The sequence below is a fragment of the Pseudomonas sp. KH_027 genome, assembly GCF_057838565.1.
Map to the genome: position 1 here is coordinate 432,673 of NZ_CM174470.1, position 23,842 is coordinate 456,514.

The window sequence follows — 23,842 nt, forward strand, 5'->3', positions numbered from 1 at the left end:
CCGCGCGAAGAAACAACTGTGTTACACGAGGCCCTCTATTGGGTCAAGTGAATAGACGGCGTACCAACTCGGTGCGCGTGTTCGCGGCATTGCTCAGTGACCGCGCAGTGGCATGGGTTGCGGGTGCATGACCGCGCGTTGCCGCTCCTCCTGGAGGAATTTCATGATGATCGGTGCGACCGCTTCGGCCCGGGTGATCAGGAACAGGTGGCCGTCGTCGATCACGTGCAGCTCGGAGTTCGGAATCCGCCAGGCCAGCAGGCGCATATTGATCAGCGGGATCAGCGGGTCATCGTCACCGGCCAGTATCAGGGTCGGCTGGGTGATCTTGTGCAGCCAGTGGATGCTGGTCCAGCCCATGCCGGCGAACAGTTGCCAGTAGTAACCGAGCTTGCCCGAGGAGCGCACCTTGCTGGCATGGGCGAGGGCCAGGTTGGGGTCGCGGCGGAACGCTCCGCCGTAAATGTCCGGGGCGATCTGCACGCCGTAGGACGGCTGCACATAGCGTCGTGGGCTGGCCATGCGCCAAAGTACCTTGGGCTTGCCCGGCACCATGACGGCTCCGGCCGAGGTGGCGGCGAGCACCAGTTTTTTACAGCGTTCCGGGTAGTCGTGGGCGAACTGCTGCGCAAGCGCGCCGCCCCAGGACACGCCAATCGCATTGACTTGGCCGTAATCGAGGTAGTCGAGCATGCGCGCGGCGAGCTTGGCCAGGCCCGGGAAGCGGTAGGGTTTGCTGGGGGTCGAGGAGCCGCCAACGCCAGGGACGTCGAAGGCGATCACTTCCTGATCGGGGTCGAGGGCCTGGACGAACGGAAACACCAGTTCCAGGTTGGCACCGATGCCGTTGAACACCAGCAGCGGGGTCAGGTGCGCCTTGCCTGGACGGACGGCCGTACGGATGGTCTGTCCGTCGAGGTCGATGGTGCGAAAAATAAATGGTAACGGCATGCGCAGAACCCTATGGATTGAACTGCTGGGGACGCCGTCCAGCGCTTTCCCAGAATGACGAAGCTGGCTTCCCTGGCTGGCTTCGTGGCTGCCGCCCTGGCCGGTAAAGGCTGGAGTGGCGTGCGGCACTTCCAAGTGCCGCGGGCAGTGTGACGTAAGCTGTAGCCGTGTCAGGTCGCGGACTCGTGGATCGAGGCCGCGCGCTGAGTTCTTGTCCATACCGGGTGTTCATGTGTGCCTAGCGTTCATGCACATAAGTGCCTGGCGCCGCCTCGGCCGCCGGGTAGGCCTTGCTGCCGAGCGAACTGGGGGTTTTCTTCAGTTTGCCGGAACGCTCGGCCATCCACGCTTGCCAGTGCAGCCACCAGGAATCGGTGTGTTTGGTGGCGTCTTCCTGCCAGACCTTGGCATCGGCCGGCAGCGTGTCGCTGGTCATGAAGCGCGCTTTCGGGTTGCCCGGCGGGTTGAGGATGCTCTGGATATGCCCGCTGTTGGACAGGACGAATTCGATCTTGCCGCCAAACAGTCGTGCCGAGCGGTAGCAGGCTTCCCAGGGGGTGATGTGGTCGTTGGTGCCGGCCAGGCAGAAGATGTCGGCGGTGACCTGTTTCAGGTCGATCGGCGTGCCGCAGACTTCCAGGGCATTTGGCCGGATCAGCGGGTTGGTCTTGAACAGTTCGATCAGGTCGCCGTGGAAGGCCGCCGGCAGGCGAGTGGTGTCGTTGTTCCAGTAGAGGATATCGAACACCGGCGGTTCGTTGCCGAGCAGGTAGTTGTTGACCCAGTAGTTCCAGATCAGGTCATTGGGCCGCATCCAGGCGAACACCTTGGCCATGTCGCTGCCTTCCAAAACGCCGGCCTGGTAGGAACGACGCTTGGCGGCTTCCAGGGTTTGTTCGTTGACGAACAGGGCGACCTGGGTATCGAGCTTGGTATCGAGCACGCTGACCAGCAGGGTCAGGGCGTTGACCTTCTTCTCGCCGAGCGCCGTGTAATGGCCGAGCAGGGCGGCGGTAGTGATGCCACCGGAGCAGGCGCCGAGCATGTTGACGTCCTTGCTGCCGGTGATGGCAATGATCACGTCGATGGCTTCTTTCAGCGCTTCGATATAGGTCGACAGGCCCCATTCGCGCTGGGCCTTGGTCGGGTTGCGCCAGCTGACGATGAAGGTCTGCAGGCCGTTGCGCAGGCAAAAGCGCGCCAGGCTCTTCTCGTGCGAGAGGTCGAATACGTAGAACTTGTTGATCTGCGGCGGCACCACCAGCAGCGGACGCTCGTGCACTTGTTCGGTGCTCGGCTGGTACTGGATCAGCTCCAGCAGGTTGTTGCGAAACACCACCGAGCCTTCGGTGGTGGCCAGGTTCTTGCCGACTTCGAAGGCATCCATGTTGACCTGGCTGGGCATGCCGCCGTTGTTGACGATGTCCTTGGCCAGGTGGGAGAGGCCATCGAGCAGGCTCTTGCCGCCGGTTTCGAAAATGCGTTTGAGCGCCGCCGGGTTGGCCAGGCTGTTGCTCGGCGCCATGGCTTCGGTCATCAGGTTGATGACGAAGTGGCCACGGCTGGCATCGGACTCGGACAGGTTGCTGTGCTCGACCCAGTCGTGCAGTTCCTTGCGCCACGCCAGGTAGCTTTGCAGGTAGCGCTTGTACAGCGGGTTCTGGCTCCAGGCGGGATCGGCGAAACGCTTGTCACCGGCCTCCGGGTTGAGTTCCGAGCTGCCGAGCAGGACGTTTTTCAGTTCCAGGCCAAAGTGGGCAACATGCTTGGCGCTGTGCAAGGGTTGTTTCATGGCTTGGGTCAGCACCATACGCGCGGACGCCAGAATGTCCTTGCCGCGCAAGCCGATCACCGGGTTCAGACCCAGGGTGTTTTCCGAGGCTTGACGCTGCAGATCTTCGTTATTTTTATTGCTCATCTACGACGCTCCATTGTCCTGAGACGGATACCGGCATGCTGCTGTGCGCGGTGACACAGGGCTCAGAGCCAAGTACTGCTCGGGTTACCGGGGGCGGAGCGAACTCCGCTTCATTCGTTGCATCTGGCTTAGCCAAATGCACGGAACTTGCCAGCTACTTGGTTACCCGAGTTTAAGAATTTTCGCAAGTTGGCCAGTCGGTTGGCCATGCGCGCGGGAGAGTATGCCGAGCCCGATTAGAAAGTTCGCCCTAACCACGGCAGGGCCTAACCTAGAGCATCAGCTTGACCACCGACTCGGCGGGATCGCGGGATTTTCCGGCCCGCGCCAGTTCGGCGAGGTAGTCGGCCCACAACGCTTCCTGGCGTTGTGCCAACTGGTCGAGGTAATCCCAGGTGAACAAACCGCTGTCATGGCCGTCATCGAAGCACAGTTTTAGTGCGTACTGCCCGGCGGGTTCAATTTTGCTCAGGCCGACTCCGAGCTTGCCGGTTTGCAGTATCGGTTTGCCGTGGCCCTGCACCTCGGCCGAGGGCGAGTGCACGCGCAGGAATTCGGCGGACAGGTTGTAGACCTCGTCGGGTCCGTATTTCAACGTCAGGGTCTTCGAGGCTTTGTGCAGCTCGATGGCAGTGGGGACACGCATCTTCAGGGCTCTGGCTGGAGGTGAGGCGGATAACGCATTGCGCGATTATCCGCCTTGCAGGGCTACAGAATATAGCGCGACAGGTCTTCGTCCTGCGCCAGTTCGCCGAGGTGGCTGTTCACATAGGCCGCATCGATATGGATCGCCTGGCCATTCTGCTGCCCGGCCAGGTCGCCGGCGCTGAAGGACACTTCTTCCAGCAGGCGCTCGAGCAGGGTGTGCAGGCGCCGGGCGCCAATGTTCTCGGTCTTCTCGTTGACCTGCCAGGCAATCTCGGCCAGCCGCTTGATGCCGTCGGCGCCGAACTCGATGGCCAGGCCTTCGGTCAACAGCAGCTCACGGTATTGCTCGGTCAGCGAAGCGTGCGGTTCGGTGAGGATGCGTTCGAAATCGTTCGGGCTCAGCGCCTTGAGTTCGACGCGGATCGGCAGCCGACCTTGCAGCTCCGGCACCAGATCGCTCGGCTTGCTCAGGTGGAAGGCGCCGGAGGCGATGAACAGGATGTGGTCGGTTTTCACCATGCCCAGCTTGGTGTTCACCGTACAGCCTTCGATCAACGGCAGCAGGTCGCGCTGCACGCCTTCGCGGGACACGTCCATGCCACCGGAATTGCCACGCTTGGCGACCTTGTCGATCTCGTCGATAAAGACGATGCCGTGCTGTTCGACCGCCTCCAGGGCGCGGGCCTTGAGTTCTTCCTCGTTGACCAGGCGCGCGGCTTCTTCATCGCCGATCAGTTTCAGGGCTTCCTTGACCTTCAGCTTGCGGGCTTTCTTTTTGCCTTTACCCATGTTGGAGAACAGGCTTTGCAGCTGGTTGGTCATTTCCTCCATGCCGGGCGGCGACATGATTTCGACCCCGGCCGGATGCTCGGCGACCTCGATTTCGATCTCCTTGTCGTCCAGCTGGCCTTCGCGTAGGCGCTTGCGGAACAGCTGGCGGGTACTGGAATCATGGCTCGGCACCGGGTCTTCATTGAATCCCGGGCGTGCCGGCGGCAGCAGCGCGTCGAGGATGCGCTCTTCGGCGGCGTCTTCGGCGCGGTGGCGGACTCTGACGATTTCCTGCTCGCGCAGCAGCTTGATCGCGGCATCGGCCAGGTCGCGGATGATCGACTCGACGTCGCGGCCAACGTAGCCCACTTCGGTGAACTTGGTCGCTTCGACTTTGATGAACGGCGCGTTGGCCAGCTTGGCCAGGCGGCGCGCGATCTCGGTTTTACCGACACCGGTGGGGCCGATCATCAGGATGTTTTTCGGGGTCACCTCGGCGCGCAGCTCGGCGGGCAGTTGCATGCGCCGCCAGCGGTTGCGCAGGGCGATGGCGACGGCGCGCTTGGCCTCGTCCTGACCGATGATGTGGCGACTGAGTTCGTGAACGATTTCGCGGGGCGTCATAGGCATGGGATTGGGCGGGCCTCAGACAGCGAGGTCCAACTCCTCGATAGTCAGGTTGTGGTTGGTGAAGACGCAGATATCGCCGGCGATACCCAGCGCGGTTTCGGCGACTTCACGGGCGGACAGGTCGGTATGCATCAGCAGTGCGCGGGCGGCGGCCTGGGCGAAGGGGCCGCCGGAGCCCATGGCGATCAGGCCGTCCTCGGGTTCGACCACATCGCCGTTGCCGGTGATGATCAGCGAGGCGTCCTTGTTGGCGACTGCCAGCATGGCTTCCAGGCGGCTCAGGGAGCGGTCGGTGCGCCATTCTTTGGCCAGTTCGACGGCGGCGCGCACCAAGTGGCCTTGATGTTTTTCAAGCTGCCCTTCAAAGCGCTCGAACAGGGTGAAGGCATCGGCAGTGGCACCGGCGAAGCCGGCGATCACCTGGCCGTGGTAGAGGCGTCGGACTTTCTTGGCATTGCCTTTCATCACGGTGTTGCCGAGGGACACCTGGCCGTCGCCGCCCATGACGACTTTGCCGTGGCGGCGGACTGAAACGATGGTGGTCAAGGGTGAGTCTCCACGCAGCGGGGCGAAATGCCCTAATGGAAACTCATATGGGGGACGCCCGCCGGCATTTCAACCGGCGGACGCGAGCAGCGGCTTAACGGGCCGTTGAAAACGTAGGCGAGGCAGCCGAGACAAGGCAGAAATGGCTGAGGAAGCGGAGTTTACGAGCTGTAAATGAGCTTTCCGAAGCCATTTTTAACGCCGTATCGGCAACGCAGGTAGTTTTCAGTGGCCTGTTAGCGGCTCTGTCGCTGCTGTAACAGCAGATTGCTGAAGCCATTGCCAGCCAGCTTCTTCTGCGCGCTGGTGAGCTGCTCGCGGTTGCTGAACGGGCCGACTAGCACGCGGTACCAGGTTTCCTCGCGCACGGTGCCGGATTCTACCTGCACGTTTTGCCCGAGCAGGATGATCTGCGCGCGCACCTTGTCGGCATCGCCCTGTTTACGGAACGAGCCGGCCTGCAGGAAGTACTGGGTCACAGCCGCCTTCACGGCAACGGTAAGCGGTGGTGGCGTTTCGCCCTTGAGCGCGGCTTCGGCGCGGGCGGCGTCGGCCTTGGCGAGCTCGGCCGGGGTCGGTGCCGGCGGGGTTTTCTCCGGTACGGCATCGGCCGGCACTATGACTTCGGACTCCGGCAACAGGGTGTAGAAGTCGTACTTCGGCTTCGCCGGTGCCTGCGGGGCAGGTGCACTGATCGGTGCTTTTGGCGCTGACGCGGTGCGGTTGCCCGGCTGCTCGGGCTTGGCTCGTTTGACCTCGTCGCGGCCCGGCTCCAGCTTCATCAAGAACATTATGAAGACGCCGATGGCCAGACCGCAGGCCAGCCAGACCCAGCCGGGTACCGGTTGCCTGGGTGGTGCCTGATAGCGGCTGGCGCCGCGCTTGGGTGCTGGTTTTTTCTTAGCCGCCAACTTACATGCGCTCCAGTGTTTCCAGGCCCAACAGTTCCAGGCCTTGCTTGAGGGTGCGTCCGCTCAGTGCGGCCAGGCGCAGGCGGCTCTGCTGCTGTGCGGGCGACTCGGCGCTGAGGATCGGGCAGTGCTCGTAGAAGCTGGAGAACAGCCCGGCCAGCTCATACAGGTAGGTGCAGAGAATATGCGGCGTGCCCTTTTCGCCGACGTTGCCGAGCACTTCGCCAAACTGCGCCAGCTTGGCGGCGAGATCCTGTTCCTGTGGAGCATCGAGGCTGATCTGGCCGTCGATCTGGGTGTGCTCCTGGCCGAGCTTGCGGAACACGCTGGCGACGCGGGTGTAGGCATAAAGCAGGTACGGCGCGGTGTTGCCTTCGAAACTGAGCATCTGCTCGAAGTTGAAGCTGTAGTCGCTGGTGCGGTGCTTGGACAGGTCGGCGTATTTCACCGAGCCGATGCCAACCACGCGGGCGATGGTCCGCAGCTCATCTTCGGCCAGTTCCGGGTTCTTGTCCTTGACCAGCGCGTAGGCGCGCTCTTGGGCTTCATCGAGCAGGTCGATCAGCTTCACCGTGCCGCCATCGCGGGTCTTGAACGGTTTGCCGTCGGCGCCGTTCATGGTGCCGAAGCCCATGTGCTCCAGTTGCATGCCGGCGTGGACGAAACCGGCGCGGCGCGCCACTTCGAACACCTGCTGGAAATGCAGGGCCTGGCGCTGATCGACGAAATACAGCGCGCGATCGGCTTTCAGCACCTGACTGCGGTAGCGCATGGCTGCCAGGTCGGTGGTGGCATACAGGTAGCCGCCGCCGGCCTTCTGCACGATCACCGGCAACGGGTTGCCTTCGGCGTTCTTGAATTCGTCGAGGAACACGCACTGGGCGCCGTTGCTTTCGACCAGCAGGCCTTTGGCCTTGAGGTCGGCAACCACCTGGGCGAGGTCGTCGTTGTAGGCGCTTTCACCTTTGACGTCGGCCGGTGTCAGTTTGACGTTCAGGCGGTCGTAGGCTTTCTGGCAGTGCGCCAGGGAAATCGTATTGAAGCGCTGCCACAGGCGCATGCACTCGGGCTCGCCGGCCTGCAACTGCACCACCAGCTCGCGGGCGCGGTCGGCGAACTCGGCGGACTCATCGAAACGCTGCTTGGCCGCGCGGTAGAAGCCTTCCAGGTCGGACAGTTCGGTTTCGCTGCTTTCCGGGTTTTCCTGCAGGTACGCCAGCAGCATGCCGAACTGGGTGCCCCAGTCGCCGACGTGGTTCTGCCGGATCACTTCGTCACCGAGGAATTCCAGCACCCGCGCCACGCCGTCGCCGATGATGGTCGAGCGCAGATGGCCGACGTGCATCTCCTTGGCCAGGTTCGGCGAGGACAGATCGACCACCACCCGCTGCGCCGGGCCAGCCTTGCGCACCGCGAGGCGGGCATCGGCCAGGGCGGCGTCGAGACGGGCGGCCAGGGCCTGGCTGTCCTGGTAGAAGTTGAGGAAACCCGGGCCGGCGATCTCGACCTTGCTGACCTGCGCATCGGCCGGCAGTGCGGCGATCAGCTGCTCGGCCAGCTCGCGCGGCTTCAGGCCGGCCGGTTTGGCCAGCATCAAGGCGATATTGCTGGCGAAGTCGCCGTGGGTCTTGTCCTTGCTGTTCTCGACCTGAATCGCCGGGCTGAGGCCTTGCGGCAGCACGCCTTCACTGACGAGGCGGGTGAGGGCTTGCTGGATCAGCTGGCGAATGGTGTCTTTCATGGTCTGCTCGTGCGGCCATCGGGGCGACAGTGCGCCGGGAAGCGGGTGGAAAATGGGCCATTATCCGTGGCTGTGGCGGCCTTGCCAACCGCGCTGGTCAGTTGCGCTTACGGGATAACGGCTCGAATGCGCTGCTTACAGGGGCTTTTGACGCTTAGAACAGGTCTATCGGGTCGACATCCAGCGACCAGCGCACCGCCCGGCCCGCCGGCATGCCTTCCAGTGCCAGCAGCCAGCTGCCGAGCAGGCGATGCAGCGGCGCGCGGGCGTTGGCCTGTAGCAACAGTTGCGCGCGGTAACGGCCGGCGCGACGCTCCATCGGAGCCGGCACCGGGCCGAGTAGTTCAATGCCGCTGAGGTTCAACTCGCGCAGCAGGTGTTCGGCTTCGACGCAGGCATCATCGAGAAAACCTTCCGCCTGCCCCGGCTTATGGGCCTCGGCACGCAGCAGGGCGAGGTGGCAGAAGGGTGGCAGGCCGGCGGCGCGGCGCTCGCTCAGGGCCTGTTCGGCGAAGGCGAAATAGCCTTGCTCGGTCAGTTGCACCAATAACGGATGGTCGGCCAGGTGGGTTTGGATGATCACCCGGCCCGGCTCTTCCGCACGCCCGGCGCGGCCGGCGACTTGCACGATCAACTGGGCCATGCGCTCGCTGGCGCGAAAGTCGGCGGAGAACAGCCCGCCGTCGGCATCCAGGATCGACACCAGGGTCACCCGCGGGAAGTGGTGGCCCTTGGCGAGCATTTGGGTGCCGATCAGGATGCACGGTTCGCCCCGCTGGATGATGGTGAACAATTGCTGCATCGCATCTTTGCGTGAGGTGCTTTCGCGGTCGACGCGTAGCACCGGGACGTTCGGGAAGAGAATCGCCAGGCGCTCCTCGGCGCGTTCGGTGCCGGCGCCGACCGGGCGCAGATCGACCTTGCCGCACTGCGGACAGTTGCTCGGCTGGCGTTCGACATGACCGCAGTGGTGGCAGCGCAACTCGCCGGAGCGTTGGTGTACGGTCATGCGCGCATCGCAGCGCGGGCATTCCGACAGCCAGCCACAGTCATGACACAGCAGCGTTGGTGCGAAGCCGCGGCGGTTGAGGAATACCAGCACCTGCTGGCCGGCCGCCAGGGTCTGGCCGATGGCTTGCTGCATGGGCCCGGAGATGCCGCTGTCCAGCGGCCGGCTCTTGATATCCAGGCGCAGGAAGCGCGGCTGCTGGGCGCCGCCGGCGCGCTGGTTCAGGCGCAGCAGGGCGTAGCGGCCGGCGTGGGCGTTCTGCAGGCTTTCCAGCGACGGGGTGGCGGAGCCGAGCACGATCGGGATGTTTTCCTGCCGCGCACGGACCAGGGCCAGGTCGCGGGCGTGGTAGCGCAGCCCTTCCTGCTGTTTATAAGACGCGTCGTGCTCCTCGTCGATGATGATCAGCCCCGGGTTCTTCATCGGGGTGAACAGCGCCGAGCGGGTGCCGATAATGATGTCCGCCTCGCCATCGCGGGCCGCCAGCCAGGCATCCAGCCGTTCGCGATCGTTCACCGCCGAGTGCAGCAGGGCGATGCGTGCGTTGAAGCGGCGCTCGAAGCGCGCCAGGGTCTGTGGGCCGAGGTTGATCTCCGGGATCAGCACCAGCGCCTGCTTGCCGGCCTCCAGGGTTTCGCGGATCAGCTGCAGGTACACCTCGGTCTTGCCGCTGCCGGTCACCCCGGCCAGCAAAAAGGCCTTGAAGCTGTCGAGGCCGGTGCGGATCGCTTCGGTCGCCGCGCGCTGCTCGGGGTTCAGCGGCAGCTCAGGTTGCGCCAGCCAGTTGGCGTGCCGCGGGCTGACGGCGTGGCGGCGCACCTCGATGTTGACCAGGCCTTTCTCGCGCAGCAGTTCGAGGCTGTCTTTATTCAGCTGCAATTGGCTGAGCAGTTGGTGTGCGACGCCATGGGGGTGCTGGGCGATGGTGCTCAGGGCGTCGCGTTGCCGCGGCGCGCGCGCCAGGCGCGGGTCGTCGAGGCGGGCGCCCTCGGTCATATGCCAAAAGCGCTCTTGCCGGGCTTCGGCCGGCTCGCCCTGGCGCAGGAGATTCGGCAGCGCCCAACTGAAGGTGTCGCCGAGGCTGTGCTGGTAATACTGCGCGGTCCACAGGCAGAGCTTGAAGAAGGTCGCGGGCATCGGTGACTGCGTGTCGAGCAGTTGCAGCGCCGGCTTCAGTTTGTCGGCCGGCACTTCGCTGTGTTCGGTGACTTCGACCAGAATGCCGATCATCTCGCGTCGGCCGAACGGCACGCGCAGGCGCATGCCCGGTTGCAGGTCGGCGCGCTTGACGCCGGCCGGGGCCTTGTAGTCGAACAGGCGGCGCAGCGGCGAGGGCAGGGCGAGGCGCAGAATGGCGTCGGGCACGCGAGGAGTTCCTGGTGAGCGAGGCGCGATCTTAGCACGCAGCCAGACGACGATCGGTGCAGAGAGTGGCTTGCGTCGTTGTCGTGCTCTGGTATTATCCGCGGCCTAATTCCGTGCGGTATTCGACAATTGTGTCGGGTGGCGGCACGTCAGACCTGAGGAATACACCATGAAAGCTGATATTCATCCTACCTACGAAGCCATCACCGCCACTTGCAGCTGTGGCAACGTGATCGAAACTCGCTCCACCCTGGCCAAGCCGCTGAGCCTGGACGTGTGCAACGAGTGCCACCCGTTCTACACCGGCAAGCAGAAAGTGCTGGACGTGGGCGGCCGTGTTGATCGCTTCAAGCAGCGTTTCGGTGTGTTCGGCTCCAAGGCCTAAGTGGCTTTGCTGTCTCGGAAGGCTTGATGAGCTTTTCCATGCTGTTGAAAAAGGCGTCCCTTGCGGGCGCCTTTTTCGTTTCTCTCGCCGTGGTTTTTCCGGCCCAGGCATTTTGCCCGCTGCCGTCCGGGTTGCCGAGCGTCAGCGTCCGGCAGGTGGTCGATGGCGACACGTTGAAGCTCAGCGATGGCCGCAGCGTGCGCTTGATCGGTGTGAATGCCCCTGAGCTGGCTCATCATGGGCGCTCGGCCGAGCCGTTCGCCGAGCTGGCCCGGCGCCGCCTGCAGGCGCTGGTCGACGCCAGTGACGGGCGTATCGCCTTGCAGCCGGGGCGCGAGGCGAAGGATCACTACGGTCGTACCTTGGCGCACGGCTATGACCGTCAGGGGCGAAACCTGGAGGCGCAGTTGCTGGCCGAGGGCCTTGGTTATCTGGTAGCGGTGGCGCCGAATGTGGCGCTGGTGAGTTGCCAGCAGGCCGCCGAGCGCAGTGCGCGGGCTTCGCGGCTCGGGCTCTGGAGCCAGTCGCCAGTGCGCACGCCGGAGCAGCTGAGTACGGGTGGCTTCGCCTTGATTCGCGGGCAGGTGCTGAAGGTCGAGCGCAACCGTGGCGGCGTGTGGCTCGAGTTGGACGACTCGCTGGTGCTGCGGGTTGCGCCGAAGCTGCTCGCGCAATTCGACCTTGAGCGCTTGCAGGGGCTGGAGGGGCGGCGTGTCGAGGCGCGCGGCTGGGTGATTGACCGCTCCCGGCGTGGCGGCGTAAAACCTGGGCAAGCTCGCTGGATGTTGCCCTTGACCCATGCGTCGATGCTTGAGGTGTTGCCGTGAGTCTGCGTTTTGCGCTTGTGCTTTTGTTGTTGGCGGCGTTGACCGGTTGCGCGCTGAACCCGGCGACCGGCGAGAACAACTTCGTGATGATGAGCGAGCAGAAGGAGCTCGATCTCGGGCGCAGTTACAGCCAGGAAATCGCCAAGCAGTACCCGCGTTATGCCGATGAGAAGCTCCAGGCCTATGTTCAGCAGGTCGGCGAGCGCGTGGCCAAGCACAGCCATCGCAGCAACCTGAGCTATCGCTTCACGGTGATCGACAGCCCGGATATCAACGCGTTCGCCCTGCCGGGCGGCTACATCTATATCCATCGCGGGCTGCTCGCCTATCTCAGTTCGGAAGCCGAATTGGCCGCGGTGCTGGGGCATGAAATCGGTCATGTCACGGCGCGCCACAGCGTCCAGCAGCAGAGTCAGTCGCAGGCCTGGGGCATTCTGGGGCAGGCGGTCGCGATCGGCACCGGAGTCGGCGCGGCAGCCGACCTGACCGGGGCGCTGGGGTCGGCCTTCGTCCGCGGCTATGGTCGCGACATGGAGTTGCAGGCGGATGGTCTCGGGGCGCAGTACCTGGCGCGCAGCGGCTACGATCCGCAGGCGATGATCGAAGTGGTTGCAGTGCTCAAGAGTCAGGACGACTTCGCCCGCGATCAGGCGGCCAAGAGCGGCCAGGCCGCTCCGGCCAGTGGCTACCATGGTTTGTTCGATACCCATCCGGGTAACGATCGGCGGTTGCAAGAGGTGATAGGTCCGGCCAGGGCCTTGGCTGGCGGGCAGCAGGAGGTCAATCAGGAGGTGTTTTTGCAGCACCTGGAGGGCCTGCCATTCGGCGACTCGCAGGCGACCGGCGTGCGCCGGGGGCAGCGCTTCTATCACGCCGACCTGGACTTTACCCTGGGCTACCCGGCGGGTTGGACGCTGCTCAATCGCCCCGACGCGATGATCGGGCACACGGCCGATCAGCAGGCCTTTATCGCCATGACCCTGGAGCAGGCCAAGCCAGGCCAGACCCCGGCTGCCTTCATCAAAGAGCGCACGGGCGGCCGGCGGCTGGCGGCGGAGGAGTCGTTGCAGCAGGCCGGTTTGCAAGGCTACACCGCGGTTATGCCCGGCAGCCCGGCAAGGCGCGTTGCGGTGCTCCTCAGGGGCGCGCAGGCTTATCTCTTCGTGGCCGCGGTCAAGCCACCGGCTTCGCTGGAGACCGAGGACGCCAACTTCCTCGAGGTGATCAAGAGTTTTCGCCCGCTCAAGGATGATGAGCGTAAGCTGGCTCAACCGCTGCGGCTGCACATGATCAAGGCCAAAAGCGGGCAAACCATGGCTCAGTTAGCTCGGGAAAGTAAGTTGCCGGCCGACGCGCAAGCGCGCTTGCGGTTGCTCAATCATCTCTATCCGAGCGGCGAGCCGCGCCCCGGTGACTGGCTTAAAGTCTTACGCTAGAGACCTTGACGCAGACTGACTGCTCAGTCTTGTTAGGTTTCGGCATCTTGCGTATCCTCGCGGCCTGTCTGTTCAACAGCAAAAAAAGCGGAAATGCCAACATGTCTGATCTGAAAACTGCCGCTCTCGAATACCACGCCAATCCCCGCCCAGGGAAGCTGAGTGTCGAGCTGACCAAACCTACCGCGACCGCCCGCGATCTGTCGCTGGCCTACAGCCCGGGTGTGGCTGAGCCGGTTCGTGAGATCGCGCGCGATCCCGAACTGGCCTACAAGTACACCGGTAAGGGCAACCTGGTGGCGGTGATTTCCGACGGCACGGCAATCCTCGGTCTGGGCAACCTCGGCCCGCTGGCTTCCAAACCAGTGATGGAAGGCAAGGGGGTGCTGTTCAAGCGGTTCGCAGGCATCGACGTATTCGATATCGAAGTCGATTCGGAAAGTCCGCAGGCGTTCATCGATACGGTCAAGCGCATTTCCATCACCTTCGGCGGCATCAACCTGGAAGACATCAAGGCGCCAGAGTGCTTTGAGATCGAGCGTGCGCTGATCGAGCAGTGCGACATTCCGGTGTTCCACGATGACCAGCACGGCACCGCCATCGTGACCGCAGCCGGTATGCTCAATGCCCTGGAAATCGTCGGCAAGACGCTGCCGGAAGCCAAGATCGTCTGCCTCGGCGCAGGCGCCGCCGCCATCTCCTGCATGAAGTTGCTGGTGAGCATGGGCGCGAACATCGAGAACATCTTCATGGTCGACCGCAAAGGGGTGATCCACGCCGGGCGCGACGATCTGAACCAGTACAAGGCGGTATTCGCTCACGAGACGGACAAGCGCTCGTTGTCGGATGCGCTCGACGGCGCTGACGTGTTCGTCGGTCTGTCCGGGGCCAATCTGCTCAGCGCCGAAGACCTCAAGCGCATGGCGGCCGATCCGATCGTGTTTGCCTGCTCCAACCCGGACCCGGAGATCGCCCCGGAATTGGCTCACGCCACGCGCAATGACGTGATCATGGCCACCGGTCGTTCGGATTACCCGAACCAGGTCAACAACGTGCTCGGCTTCCCCTTCATCTTCCGTGGGGCACTGGACGTTCGCGCGACACGCATCAACGAAGAGATGAAGATTGCCGCCGCCGTGGCCCTGCGTGAGCTGGCCAAGCTGCCGGTGCCGCAGGAAGTCTGCGATGCCTATGGTGGGATCGCGCTGTCGTTCGGCCGCGAGTACATCATTCCGAAGCCGATGGATGCGCGTCTGATCACTGTGATTTCCGATGCGGTGGCCAAGGCGGCAATCGAGAGCGGTGTGGCGACCCTGCCCTACCCGAAGCACTATCCGCTGAAGTCAGTGGATGACGTGTTCAACGGCTGAGTCGTTGTCGGTTGCATGAAAAAGCCCCGCAGATGCGGGGCTTTTTATTGTCTGTCGTTCGGGCGCCTGAGGGGTTTGGGTATTGTCCGTGGGCGGTTGTGCCGGTTTAGAACAGGTCGATAGGTGTGGCTTCGTCGGCCGGGAGGGGGCTGCCGGGCACTGCCAAGCCAGGCTCGAGTTCGCTCATCGGCGGCGGCGTGTCTTCGCTCTTGAACAGCTCGAAGTAGGCGTTCGGCGTGCCCGGTGTGGCGGCGCGGCCACTCAGTGGGTCGATCCGCAGGGTCAGTAGGCCGCTCGGTTCGGGCAGCGTGTGCGCGGGCTTGTCCTTGAGTGCGGCGCTCATGTAGCTCATCCAGATCGGCAGTGCGACGGTGCCGCCGAACTCGTGGCGGCCGAGGCTTTCCGGTTGGTCGAAGCCAGTCCAGACGGTGGTTATGTAGTCGGCGTTGTAGCCGGAGAACCAGCTGTCCTTGGACTCGTTGGTGGTCCCGGTCTTGCCGGCCAGGTCGCTACGGCCCATGGCCATCGCGCGCCGCCCGGTGCCACGCTTGATCACGTCCTGCAGCATGCTGGTCATGATGTAGCTGGTGCGGGCATCGACAATCCGCTCGGCGACCACGGGCTGCATGGCGGTTGTCGCTGCTTGTGCCGGGGCGGCGTTGTCACTGTCGGCGGCTGGCTCCAAGTTGCTGGCGGCAGCTTCGCCGCTGGGTACGCTGGCGGGGTTGGCGACATACAGGGGCTCACCCTTGCGGCTATGGATGCTCTCGATCAGGTAGGGCTGTACCTTGTAGCCGCCATTGGCAAAGGCGCTCCAGCCACTGGCGACCTCCAGCGGTGTCAGGTTGGCGGTGCCGAGGGCCAGGGACAGGTTGCGCGGCAATTCTTGCTTGTTGAAGCCGAAGCGGCTGACGTAGTTCAGGGCATATTCGATGCCAATGGCTTGCAGCAAGCGAATCGAAACCAGATTGCGCGACTTGTACAGGGCTTCGCGTAGGCGGATGGGGCCGAGGAAGGTGTTGCTGTCGTTCTTCGGACGCCAGGCTTCGTCCATGCCGGCTTCCTGGAACACGATGGGCGCATCGTTTACCAGGCTCGCCGCGGTGTAGCCCTTGTCGAGCGCCGCGCTGTAGATGAAGGGTTTGAAGCTGGAGCCGGGCTGGCGCTTGGCTTGCGCGGCGCGGTTGTAGTTGCTCTGGTCAAAGGAGAAGCCGCCGACCAGGGCGCGGATCGCACCGTTCTGCGGGTCGAGAGACACCAGCGCGCTCTGCGCGGCGGGCAGTTGGCTGAACGCCAGGCTGCCGTCCTCTTGGCGCAGAACGCGGATCAGGTCGCCGACCTGTACGACATCCTCCGGCTTTTGCGGGCGCGGGCCAAGGCTGTTGGTGTTGAGGAATGGGCGTGCCCATTTCATGCTATCCCAGCTGACGGCTTCTTCCTGACCGTTGCGGCCGAGTACCAGGATGCCGCTTTTTTCCACCTGGCTGACGATGGCGGGTTCGAGGCTATTGAGTGATTTTTGCTTGGTCAGCTCGGCTTGCCAGGTTTCGCGCGTCATGCCCGGCAGACGGGTCTCCGGGCCGCGATAGCCGTGACGCTGGTCGTAACTGATCAGCCCGTTACGAACCGCGCTGTTGGCGGCTTCCTGCAAGCTGCTGGGCACCGTGGTGGTGACATGGAAGCCTTCCGTGTAGGCCTCGCTGCCATAGCGTCCGACCATTTCCGCGCGCGCCATTTCCGCTATATAAGGTGCGGCGAGTTCTGGTGTGGGAACGTGGTAGCTGGCATTGATCGGTTCATGGATGGCCGCCTGGAAGCGTGCCTCATCAATCTTGCCGAGCTTGTACATGCGCCCGAGGATCCAGTCGCGGCGTTCCTGGCTGCGTTGCGGATTCACCAGCGGGTTGAAGCGCGAAGGCGCTTTTGGCAGCCCGGCGATCATGGCCATCTGCGCCAGGCTCAGGTCGCGCATGGATTTGCCGTAATAAACCTGGGCCGCCGCTTCGATGCCGTAGGCGCGGTTGCCCAAGTAGATTTTGTTGACGTAGAGCTCGAGGATTTCATCCTTGCTGAGCTCGCGCTCAATTTGTAACGCAAGCAGGATTTCATTGATCTTGCGGGAAAAGCTTCTTTCGCTGGTGAGGAAGAAGTTTTTCGCCACCTGCATGGTGATGGTGCTGCCGCCAGATTGGATCTGCCCGCTTTTCAATAATTGCGTGGCAGCACGCATTAGGCTGCTGAGGTCAACGCCATAATGATTGGCGAAGTTGTCATCTTCGGCCGATAGCAGGGCTTTGATGAAGTCCGGGGGGATGTCGGCGAAGCGGATCGGGGAGCGGCGCATTTCGCCAAATTCGGCAATCAGCTTGGCGTCGCTGCTATAGACCCGCAGAGGGATCTGCAGTTGAATGCTGCGAAGCGATTCGACGGATGGCAGGGCAGGGCTTAGGTAGAGAAAAGCGCCGCTGAGACTGAGCAACAGTCCACAAAAAACGGCTACGCAGCACCACCAGAAAAACTTCAGCAGACGCATCAAAATTTTTGGATTTCCAGATAAAAGAAAGAGTTAAGCGTAAGGCGATGTTAAAAGGGGAAAACTGTTCACATTATAAGCGTTTTTTTTCCCGGGTAGCCATTTGCGCTTATGTCAAGACTGTTATTTAATGTGAAAAAACATAAATAGTCCGTAAGTCGCGGATGCCAATAGGAAATCGGTCGTGCTAGGGCTCTTCAATAAGAAAGCGAATACGCTGCTGGGGATCGATATCAGTTCGACCTCGGTCAAGCTCCTCGAATTGAGTCGCTCAGGAAGCCGCTACAAGGTAGAGGCCTACGCTGTCGAGCCACTCCCCCCTAATGCAGTTGTCGAGAAAAACATCGCTGAGCTGGAAGGCGTGGGTCAAGCCTTGTCTCGTGTTCTGGCCAAAGCCAAAACCGGGGTGAAGACGGTCGCGGTCGCGGTCGCGGGCTCGGCGGTGATCACCAAGACCATCGAGATGGAGGCGGGGCTTTCGGACGATGAGCTGGAGAACCAGCTGAAGATCGAGGCCGACCAGTACATTCCTTATCCGCTCGAAGAAGTCGCGATCGACTTCGAAGTGCAGGGGCCTTCGGCGCGTAATGCCGAGCGGGTCGATGTGCTGCTGGCGGCGTGCCGCAAGGAGAACGTCGAGGTGCGTGAGGCGGCACTTGCGCTGTCCGGCATGACGGCGAAGGTCGTCGATGTCGAAGCCTATGCCCTTGAGCGGGCTTACAGCTTGCTGGCTGCTCAGTTGGGTAGCGGGCATGACGAGCTGACAGTCGCGATCGTCGATATCGGCGCGACCATGACCACGCTGAGCGTGCTGCACAACGGTCGGACCATTTATACCCGCGAGCAGCTCTTTGGCGGCAAGCAACTGACAGAAGAAATTCAGCGTCGTTACGGGTTGTCGGTGGAGGAAGCCGGGCTTGCCAAGAAGCAGGGCGGTCTTCCGGATGACTATGACAGTGAAGTGTTGCAACCGTTCAAAGAGGCGGTGGTGCAGCAGGTTTCCCGCTCGCTGCAGTTCTTCTTCGCGGCAGGCCAGTTCAATGATGTCGACTACATCCTGTTGGCGGGAGGGACGGCCTCGATTCCTGATCTGGACCGCTTGATCCAGCAAAAGATCGGGACACAGACCCTGGTGGCGAATCCCTTCGCGGACATGGCGCTTAGTGGCAAGGTCAATGCCGGGGCTTTGGCGAGTGATGCCCCGGCGCTGATGATTGCCTGTGGTCTGGCGATGAGGAGTTTCGACTGATGGCGCGCATCAACCTACTTCCCTGGCGGGAGCAGCTGCGCGAGGAGCGCAAACAACGCTTTTTGGTCACTCTTGCGGGTGTATTGATAGTGGCCGGCGGCAGCGTTTTCCTTGGCGATCAGTACCTGAATGGCGCCATCGAACAGCAAAACGCACGCAACGACTTCGTGCGTAAAGAAATTGCCGTTCTGGATGCGCGAATCAAGGAGATCAGCGAGCTCAAGACCCGCCGTCAACAGCTCCTGGAACGGATGAAAATCATCCAGGATCTGCAGGGCAATCGACCCATTATCGGGCGGGTATTCGACCAGTTGGCTCGCACATTGCCTGATGGCGTGTATTTCAACTCCCTGAAAATGGTGGGTAAGAGCATCTCCATCGATGGTGCGGCCGAGTCAAACAATCGGGTTTCTAATTTGATGCGTAATCTGGATGCTTCGCAGTGGCTGGACGCGCCTAACCTGACGGCGGTCAAGGCCATTACGGCTGGAGAGCTGGATCAGGCCAATGTCTTCCAGCTGACTGTGCAGCAAACGCAGCCGTCGGTTGAAGCCGAAGGAGCCAAGAAATGAGTCTGGCTGAGTCCCTGGAAAACCTGCGCAAAATAGACCTTGGCGATCTCGATCTCAACAACCTCGGCTCCTGGCCGGCGGCGGTCAAGGTCATAGCCTGCTTTCTGCTCTTGGTTGTGGTTCTGGCGCTGGGCTACAACTTCCACCTTAAAGATTTGCAGACGCAGCTGGATCAGCAGCGAAGCGAAGAAGAGACCCTCAAGCAGCAGTTCTCCACCAAAGCCTTTCAAGCGGCCAACCTGGAAGCCTATAAAGAACAGATGAAAGAGATGGAAGTCTCTTTCGGCGCTCTTTTGCGGCAATTGCCAAGTGATACCGAAGTGCCCGGGCTGCTCGAGGATATAACGCGCACTGGGCTGGGCAGTGGCTTGGAGTTCGAAGAAATTAAATTACTGCCGGAAGCCGTGCAGCAGTTTTATATCGAGTTGCCGATTCAGATTTCCGTGGTGGGTGCGTATCACGACTTGGCGACTTTCGTCAGTGGCGTGGCCAGCCTGCCTCGGATCGTGACGCTGCATGACTTCGAGATCAAACCAGTCAGCGAGGAGAGCACCTCGAAGCTGCACATGAGCATCCTCGCCAAGACCTACCGTTACAACGATAAGGGGCTGCAGAAATGAAGAGCTCCAATCTGATGGTGTGCGGTTTGTTGCTGGCTAGTTTGAGCGGTTGTGGTTCGAGTGGCGATTTCAATGATCTTCAGGTGTATATGGACGAGGTTCGTACGCGCCCGAAGGGTTCTATTGAGCCCTTGCCAAAGTTTCAGCCTTACGAGGCCTTCACTTACAGCGCCGCTGCATTGCGTAGCCCATTCCAGCCGCCGATAAAAATTGATCTGGTCAGCCGGCCGAAAGGTTCTCAAGAGATCAAGCCCGACGAAACGCGGGTCAAGCAGTTTCTCGAGGGCTTCAATATCGAAGTTTTCGAGATGGTCGGGACGCTTTCCAATGATGGCGGAACGTTCGCTCTGGTAAATGGCGCGGGCGGTGTCCACAGAGTCAAAGTGGGTGATTACCTGGGGCGCAACAATGGTCGCATCTTGACAATTAACGAAGCGAAAATTGATGTGATCGAAATTGTTCCTGATGGTGAAGGTGGCTGGCTGGAACGGCCGCGAAGCCTCTCTCTCAAGGAGCGCTCTTAAGGGCGAGGTGAATATGAAAAATAATGACCGGTCTGTACAACGGAACCTGAGAATGAATAGCTCGCTTTCGCGCCTCTGCATATCCCTGTTAGCTACCCTGATTTCACCGGCCCTGCTGGCCGCCAGCCTGCAAACGCTGGACGTCGCTGCACTGCCTGGTGATCGGGTGGAGCTGAAGCTGGCATTCGACGAGCCGGTAACGGCGCCGCGTGGCTACACCATTGAACAACCTGCACGTATTGCCCTTGATTTGCCGGGCGTGACCAATCAGCTGGGTTCGAAGAACCGTGAGCTGGGTGTCGGTAATGCGCGCAGCGTTACCGTGGTCGAGGCCAAGGATCGCACGCGGCTGATCATCAACCTGTCGACCCTGGTTCCCTACAGCACGCGTGCCGAAGGCAATAACCTGTACGTGGTCGTGGGTGACAGCGCTGGCAGCGTCGCCGCTGCCGCGCCCGTTGTTGCGCCCGTTGCCGCGCAGGCGCAGGCACCCGTGAAGAAGACTTACGCAGCTGTTGGTAAATCCATCAGCAATATCGATTTTCAGCGCGGCGAACAGGGTGAAGGCAATGTCGTCATCCAGTTGTCGGATCCGTCGGTCAGCCCGGACATTCAAGAGCAGGGCGGCAAAATTCGCTTGAGCTTCGCGAAAACCCAGCTGCCGGAATCTCTGCGCGTACGCTTGGATGTCAAAGACTTCGCAACGCCGGTTCAGTTTGTCAGCGCCGTTGAAACAGGCGATAAGGCAACCATTACCATCGAACCGACCGGTTTCTATGATTACCTGGCTTATCAGACCGATAACAAGCTGACGATTAGCGTCAAACCGCTCACCCAGGACGATGTCGAGAAGCGTAAGGCTGAGCGTTTTGCTTACAGCGGCGAGAAGCTTTCCTTGAACTTCCAGGATATCGATGTTCGCTCGGTCCTGCAGTTGATCGCCGACTTCACGGACCTGAACCTGGTGGCAAGCGACACCGTGCAAGGCAACATTACCCTGCGCCTGCAGAATGTGCCGTGGGACCAGGCGCTGGATCTGGTGCTGAAAACCAAGGGCTTGGACAAGCGCAAGGTCGGCAACGTCCTGCTGGTTGCGCCGGCGGATGAAATCGCCGCCCGCGAGCGCCAGGAATTGGAGTCGCAGAAGCAGATTGCCGAGCTGGCGCCCCTGAGTCGCGAGTTGATTCAGGTCAACTATGCCAAGGCCGCGGATATCGCCAAGCTGTTCCAGTCGGTAACCAGCAGCGGCAATGAAAATGCTGCCGCTGCCGAGGGTTCTGATGAGCGTGGCTCCATCACGGTCGATGATCGAACCAACAGCATCATCGCCTACCAGACCCAGACCAAGCTCGATGAGTTGCGTCGGATCGTTGCGCAGCTGGATATTCCGGTTCGTCAGGTGATGATCGAGGCGCGCATCGTCGAAGCCAACGTCGACTACGACAAGAGCCTTGGCGTGCGTTGGGGTGGTTCTCAGCTGTTCGGCAACGGTCGTGGGGTAGTCTATGGTAACGATGACAATGGCGATGAAGGTGGCGACTCCGGTGACGACAGCAATGGCAACTTCCCGTTCGTCGACATGGGCGTGGCTAACCGTACCGCGGGCATCGGCATCGGTTTCGTCACCGACAACCTGATCCTCGATCTGGAGCTGTCGGCCATGGAGAAAACCGGCAACGGCGAGATCGTCTCCCAGCCCAAGGTCGTCACCTCGGACAAGGAAACGGCGAAAATCCTCAAAGGTTCTGAAATTCCTTACCAGGAAGCCAGTTCCAGCGGTGCGACCAGTACGTCGTTCAAAGAGGCTGCGCTGTCGCTTGAGGTGACACCGCAAATCACCCCGGACAACCGCATCATCATCGAAGTGAAGGTGACCAAGGACGAGGCTGACTTTGTAAATGCCTTGAATGGCGTGCCACCAATCAAGAAAAACGAAGTCAACGCCAAGGTGCTGGTCAGCGATGGTGAGACAATCGTGATTGGTGGCGTGTTCTCCAACACGCAAAGTAAGACTGTCGATAAGGTTCCGTTCCTCGGCGACTTGCCTTACCTGGGGCGGATGTTCCGACGTGACGTCGTGGAAGACAAGAAATCCGAGCTGCTGGTCTTCCTCACTCCCCGTATAATGAACAATCAGGCGATTGCAGTGAGCCGTTAATTTTGTGCGAAATTTGATCCTCGTGGGCCCGATGGGGGCTGGTAAGAGCACCATCGGGCGGCTTCTTGCTAAAGAGCTGAGACTACCGTTCAAAGATTCTGATAAGGAAATTGAGCAGCGTACGGGTGCCAATATTCCTTGGATTTTCGATGTCGAGGGCGAGCTTGGGTTTCGTGAGCGCGAACAGGCGGTGATTGTCGAGCTCTGCGAGCTGGATGGTGTGGTGTTGGCTACGGGCGGTGGTGCTGTCCTGCGCCCGGAAAACCGTACCGCGTTGCGGGCGGGAGGGCGGGTGGTTTACCTGCATACTTCCGTCGAACAACAGCTGGATCGTACGTCGCGTGATCGAAATCGCCCGCTGTTGCGCACAGCAAACCCCGGTAAGGTGCTGGGCGACCTGATGCATATTCGTGATCCGCTCTACCGTGAGATCGCCGATGTGGTGATTGAAACCGACGAGCGGCCACCGCGGATGGTGGTGCAGGAAATTCTCGAGCGCCTCGAGGCGCTGTCTCCACGTTAAAGCGCAGGCGGAATTGCGCTATCCTAGAGCCCTTTTATCGTGGGGGCCTCATGCAAACTCTTCAGGTCGAGCTTGGCGATCGCAGCTATCCCATCTATATCGGGGCGGGTTTGCTTGCTCGTCCCGAGCTGTTCGCGCGGCATATTGCCGGGCGGCAAGTGGCTATCGTTACTAATGAAACCGTTGCGCCTCTTTACCTGGAGGCGTTGACTCGCGTGCTGGCGGGCTACGAGGTGGCGACTGTTGTGCTGCCGGATGGCGAGGCCTTCAAGGGTTGGGAAACCCTGCAGAGCATTTTCGATGGTCTGCTGACGGCTCGACATGAGCGCAGCACCACGGTGATTGCCCTGGGGGGCGGTGTTGTCGGCGATATGGCCGGTTTCGCAGCGGCCTGCTACCAGCGTGGAGTCAACTTCATTCAGGTGCCGACCACCCTGCTTTCGCAGGTCGATTCCTCGGTGGGCGGTAAGACCGGGATCAACCACCCGCTGGGTAAGAATATGGTCGGGGCCTTCTATCAGCCGCAGGCGGTGCTGATCGATACCTCGACGCTTACTACGCTGCCGGCACGCGAGCTCTCGGCGGGGCTGGCGGAAGTCATCAAGTATGGCTTGATCTGCGATGAGCCCTTCCTGGCATGGCTGGAGGCCAATATCGAGGCCCTGCGTGCGCTTGATCAGGTGGCGTTGACCGAGGCGATCGAGCGCTCCTGTGCGGCCAAGGCTCGGGTTGTCGGGGCTGACGAGCGCGAGTCGGGTGTGCGTGCGACGCTCAATCTGGGGCATACCTTCGGGCATGCCATAGAAACCCAGCAAGGGTATGGTGTCTGGCTGCATGGGGAGGCGGTGGCTGCCGGTACTGTCATGGCGCTGGAGATGTCCAGCCGTCTTGGCTGGATTACGGCGGCCGAGCGCGATCGCGCAATCCGTCTGTTTCAGCGGGCAGGCCTGCCGGTGATACCGCCGCAGGATATGACGGCGGATGACTTTCTCAAGCATATGGCGGTCGATAAGAAAGTTCTGGGCGGCCGTTTGCGTCTGGTGTTGTTACGTCAGATGGGCGATGCCGTAGTGACGGGTGATTTTCCCCGCGAGATTTTGGATGCCACCTTGGCTGCGGACTACCGCGCCATGGTGGAACAGCTTAAAGACTAAT

General features: G+C 61.6%; 20 protein-coding genes. 11 read left to right on the plus strand and 9 right to left on the minus strand.

What is annotated here, in order from left to right; all coding sequences use genetic code 11:
* Positions 1 to 93 precede the first annotated feature (93 nt).
* The 8 genes from phaZ to AC3IYG_RS02145 form a co-directional block, all read right to left on the minus strand.
* Entirely contained in the window at positions 94 to 951 is an 858-nt protein-coding gene (gene phaZ, locus AC3IYG_RS02110) for a poly(3-hydroxyalkanoate) depolymerase (RefSeq protein ID WP_489312073.1), read from the minus strand.
* 238 nt (positions 952 to 1,189) lie between these two features.
* Positions 1,190 to 2,869, minus strand: a complete 1,680-nt coding sequence (phaC, locus tag AC3IYG_RS02115) for a class II poly(R)-hydroxyalkanoic acid synthase (protein WP_489312074.1) — start codon at positions 2,867 to 2,869, stop codon at positions 1,190 to 1,192.
* 271 nt (positions 2,870 to 3,140) lie between these two features.
* Positions 3,141 to 3,515 carry a gamma-butyrobetaine hydroxylase family protein gene (locus AC3IYG_RS02120; protein ID WP_489312075.1) on the minus strand — a complete coding sequence of 125 codons (375 nt, stop codon included), beginning with the start codon at positions 3,513 to 3,515 and terminating at the stop codon, positions 3,141 to 3,143.
* Positions 3,516 to 3,577: 62 nt separating this feature from the next.
* On the minus strand, positions 3,578 to 4,918 hold the full coding sequence (gene hslU / locus AC3IYG_RS02125) for an ATP-dependent protease ATPase subunit HslU (protein WP_489312076.1): 1,341 nt from the start codon (positions 4,916 to 4,918) through the stop codon (positions 3,578 to 3,580).
* Between the two features lie 15 nt (positions 4,919 to 4,933).
* Complete coding sequence (hslV, locus tag AC3IYG_RS02130) at positions 4,934 to 5,464, minus strand: ATP-dependent protease subunit HslV (RefSeq protein ID WP_489312077.1); 531 nt, start codon at positions 5,462 to 5,464, stop codon at positions 4,934 to 4,936.
* A 236-nt stretch (positions 5,465 to 5,700) separates the two neighbouring features.
* A complete protein-coding gene (locus AC3IYG_RS02135) occupies positions 5,701 to 6,375 on the minus strand; it encodes an SPOR domain-containing protein (protein WP_489312078.1) in 675 nt (224 codons plus the stop codon).
* Position 6,376: 1 nt separating this feature from the next.
* Positions 6,377 to 8,116, minus strand: coding sequence for an arginine--tRNA ligase (gene argS / locus AC3IYG_RS02140; RefSeq protein ID WP_489312079.1), 1,740 nt, complete (start codon positions 8,114 to 8,116; stop codon positions 6,377 to 6,379).
* 154 nt (positions 8,117 to 8,270) lie between these two features.
* The gene (locus AC3IYG_RS02145) at positions 8,271 to 10,490 is read right to left on the minus strand and encodes a primosomal protein N' (protein ID WP_489312080.1); all 2,220 of its coding nucleotides are present in this window, start codon (positions 10,488 to 10,490) and stop codon (positions 8,271 to 8,273) included.
* Positions 10,491 to 10,659: 169 nt separating this feature from the next.
* Here AC3IYG_RS02145 and rpmE point away from each other — a divergent pair, with 169 nt between their 5' ends.
* The 4 genes from rpmE to AC3IYG_RS02165 all read left to right on the plus strand — a co-directional run bounded on the left by rpmE (position 10,660) and on the right by AC3IYG_RS02165 (position 14,508).
* Positions 10,660 to 10,875 (plus strand): 50S ribosomal protein L31, encoded by a 216-nt coding sequence (gene rpmE, locus AC3IYG_RS02150; protein WP_119953453.1) that lies wholly within the window; start codon positions 10,660 to 10,662, stop codon positions 10,873 to 10,875.
* Between the two features lie 26 nt (positions 10,876 to 10,901).
* A complete protein-coding gene (locus AC3IYG_RS02155; RefSeq protein ID WP_489312081.1) occupies positions 10,902 to 11,702 on the plus strand; it encodes a thermonuclease family protein in 801 nt (266 codons plus the stop codon).
* A gap of 2 nt (positions 11,703 to 11,704) precedes the next feature.
* Positions 11,705 to 13,138: a M48 family metalloprotease gene (locus AC3IYG_RS02160; RefSeq protein ID WP_489313819.1), complete on the plus strand. Its 1,434-nt coding sequence runs from the start codon at positions 11,705 to 11,707 to the stop codon at positions 13,136 to 13,138.
* A 101-nt stretch (positions 13,139 to 13,239) separates the two neighbouring features.
* Entirely contained in the window at positions 13,240 to 14,508 is a 1,269-nt protein-coding gene (locus tag AC3IYG_RS02165) for a malic enzyme-like NAD(P)-binding protein (RefSeq protein WP_489312082.1), read from the plus strand.
* 106 nt (positions 14,509 to 14,614) lie between these two features.
* On the opposite strand, the gene AC3IYG_RS02170 is transcribed toward AC3IYG_RS02165, so the two are convergent.
* On the minus strand, positions 14,615 to 17,044 hold the full coding sequence (locus AC3IYG_RS02170; protein ID WP_489312083.1) for a penicillin-binding protein 1A: 2,430 nt from the start codon (positions 17,042 to 17,044) through the stop codon (positions 14,615 to 14,617).
* Between the two features lie 181 nt (positions 17,045 to 17,225).
* On the opposite strand from AC3IYG_RS02170, the gene AC3IYG_RS02175 reads away from it, so the two are divergent.
* The 7 genes from AC3IYG_RS02175 to aroB are packed head-to-tail and all read left to right on the plus strand — an operon-like array spanning position 17,226 to position 23,841.
* Complete coding sequence (locus AC3IYG_RS02175; RefSeq protein ID WP_489312084.1) at positions 17,226 to 18,290, plus strand: pilus assembly protein PilM; 1,065 nt, start codon at positions 17,226 to 17,228, stop codon at positions 18,288 to 18,290.
* Positions 18,290 to 18,862, plus strand: coding sequence for a PilN domain-containing protein (locus tag AC3IYG_RS02180; protein ID WP_489312085.1), 573 nt, complete (start codon positions 18,290 to 18,292; stop codon positions 18,860 to 18,862). Before AC3IYG_RS02175 ends, AC3IYG_RS02180 begins: the two co-directional genes overlap by 1 nt.
* Positions 18,859 to 19,482, plus strand: coding sequence for a type 4a pilus biogenesis protein PilO (gene pilO / locus AC3IYG_RS02185; protein ID WP_489312086.1), 624 nt, complete (start codon positions 18,859 to 18,861; stop codon positions 19,480 to 19,482). Before AC3IYG_RS02180 ends, pilO begins: the two co-directional genes overlap by 4 nt.
* Positions 19,483 to 19,496: 14 nt before the next feature.
* Complete coding sequence (gene pilP / locus AC3IYG_RS02190) at positions 19,497 to 20,006, plus strand: type 4a pilus biogenesis lipoprotein PilP (protein WP_489313820.1); 510 nt, start codon at positions 19,497 to 19,499, stop codon at positions 20,004 to 20,006.
* A 52-nt stretch (positions 20,007 to 20,058) separates the two neighbouring features.
* Entirely contained in the window at positions 20,059 to 22,164 is a 2,106-nt protein-coding gene (locus AC3IYG_RS02195; protein ID WP_489312087.1) for a type IV pilus secretin PilQ, read from the plus strand.
* Between the two features lie 4 nt (positions 22,165 to 22,168).
* Positions 22,169 to 22,687 (plus strand): shikimate kinase AroK, encoded by a 519-nt coding sequence (gene aroK / locus AC3IYG_RS02200; RefSeq protein WP_489312088.1) that lies wholly within the window; start codon positions 22,169 to 22,171, stop codon positions 22,685 to 22,687.
* Between the two features lie 50 nt (positions 22,688 to 22,737).
* Positions 22,738 to 23,841 (plus strand): 3-dehydroquinate synthase, encoded by a 1,104-nt coding sequence (gene aroB / locus AC3IYG_RS02205; protein WP_489312089.1) that lies wholly within the window; start codon positions 22,738 to 22,740, stop codon positions 23,839 to 23,841.
* Position 23,842 lies beyond the last annotated feature (1 nt).

Coding starts and splice junctions, on each gene's coding strand:
- pilO (WP_489312086.1), top strand. CDS start 18,859: ATGAGTCTGGCTGAGTCCCTGGAAAACCTGCGCAAAATAGACCTTGGC.
- AC3IYG_RS02195 (WP_489312087.1), top strand. CDS start 20,059: ATGAATAGCTCGCTTTCGCGCCTCTGCATATCCCTGTTAGCTACCCTG.
- phaC (WP_489312074.1), bottom strand. CDS start 2,869: ATGAGCAATAAAAATAACGAAGATCTGCAGCGTCAAGCCTCGGAAAAC.
- pilP (WP_489313820.1), top strand. CDS start 19,497: ATGGTGTGCGGTTTGTTGCTGGCTAGTTTGAGCGGTTGTGGTTCGAGT.
- AC3IYG_RS02155 (WP_489312081.1), top strand. CDS start 10,902: ATGAGCTTTTCCATGCTGTTGAAAAAGGCGTCCCTTGCGGGCGCCTTT.
- hslU (WP_489312076.1), bottom strand. CDS start 4,918: ATGCCTATGACGCCCCGCGAAATCGTTCACGAACTCAGTCGCCACATC.
- aroB (WP_489312089.1), top strand. CDS start 22,738: ATGCAAACTCTTCAGGTCGAGCTTGGCGATCGCAGCTATCCCATCTAT.
- AC3IYG_RS02180 (WP_489312085.1), top strand. CDS start 18,290: ATGGCGCGCATCAACCTACTTCCCTGGCGGGAGCAGCTGCGCGAGGAG.
- AC3IYG_RS02120 (WP_489312075.1), bottom strand. CDS start 3,515: ATGCGTGTCCCCACTGCCATCGAGCTGCACAAAGCCTCGAAGACCCTG.
- phaZ (WP_489312073.1), bottom strand. CDS start 951: ATGCCGTTACCATTTATTTTTCGCACCATCGACCTCGACGGACAGACC.
- argS (WP_489312079.1), bottom strand. CDS start 8,116: ATGAAAGACACCATTCGCCAGCTGATCCAGCAAGCCCTCACCCGCCTC.
- AC3IYG_RS02165 (WP_489312082.1), top strand. CDS start 13,240: ATGTCTGATCTGAAAACTGCCGCTCTCGAATACCACGCCAATCCCCGC.
- rpmE (WP_119953453.1), top strand. CDS start 10,660: ATGAAAGCTGATATTCATCCTACCTACGAAGCCATCACCGCCACTTGC.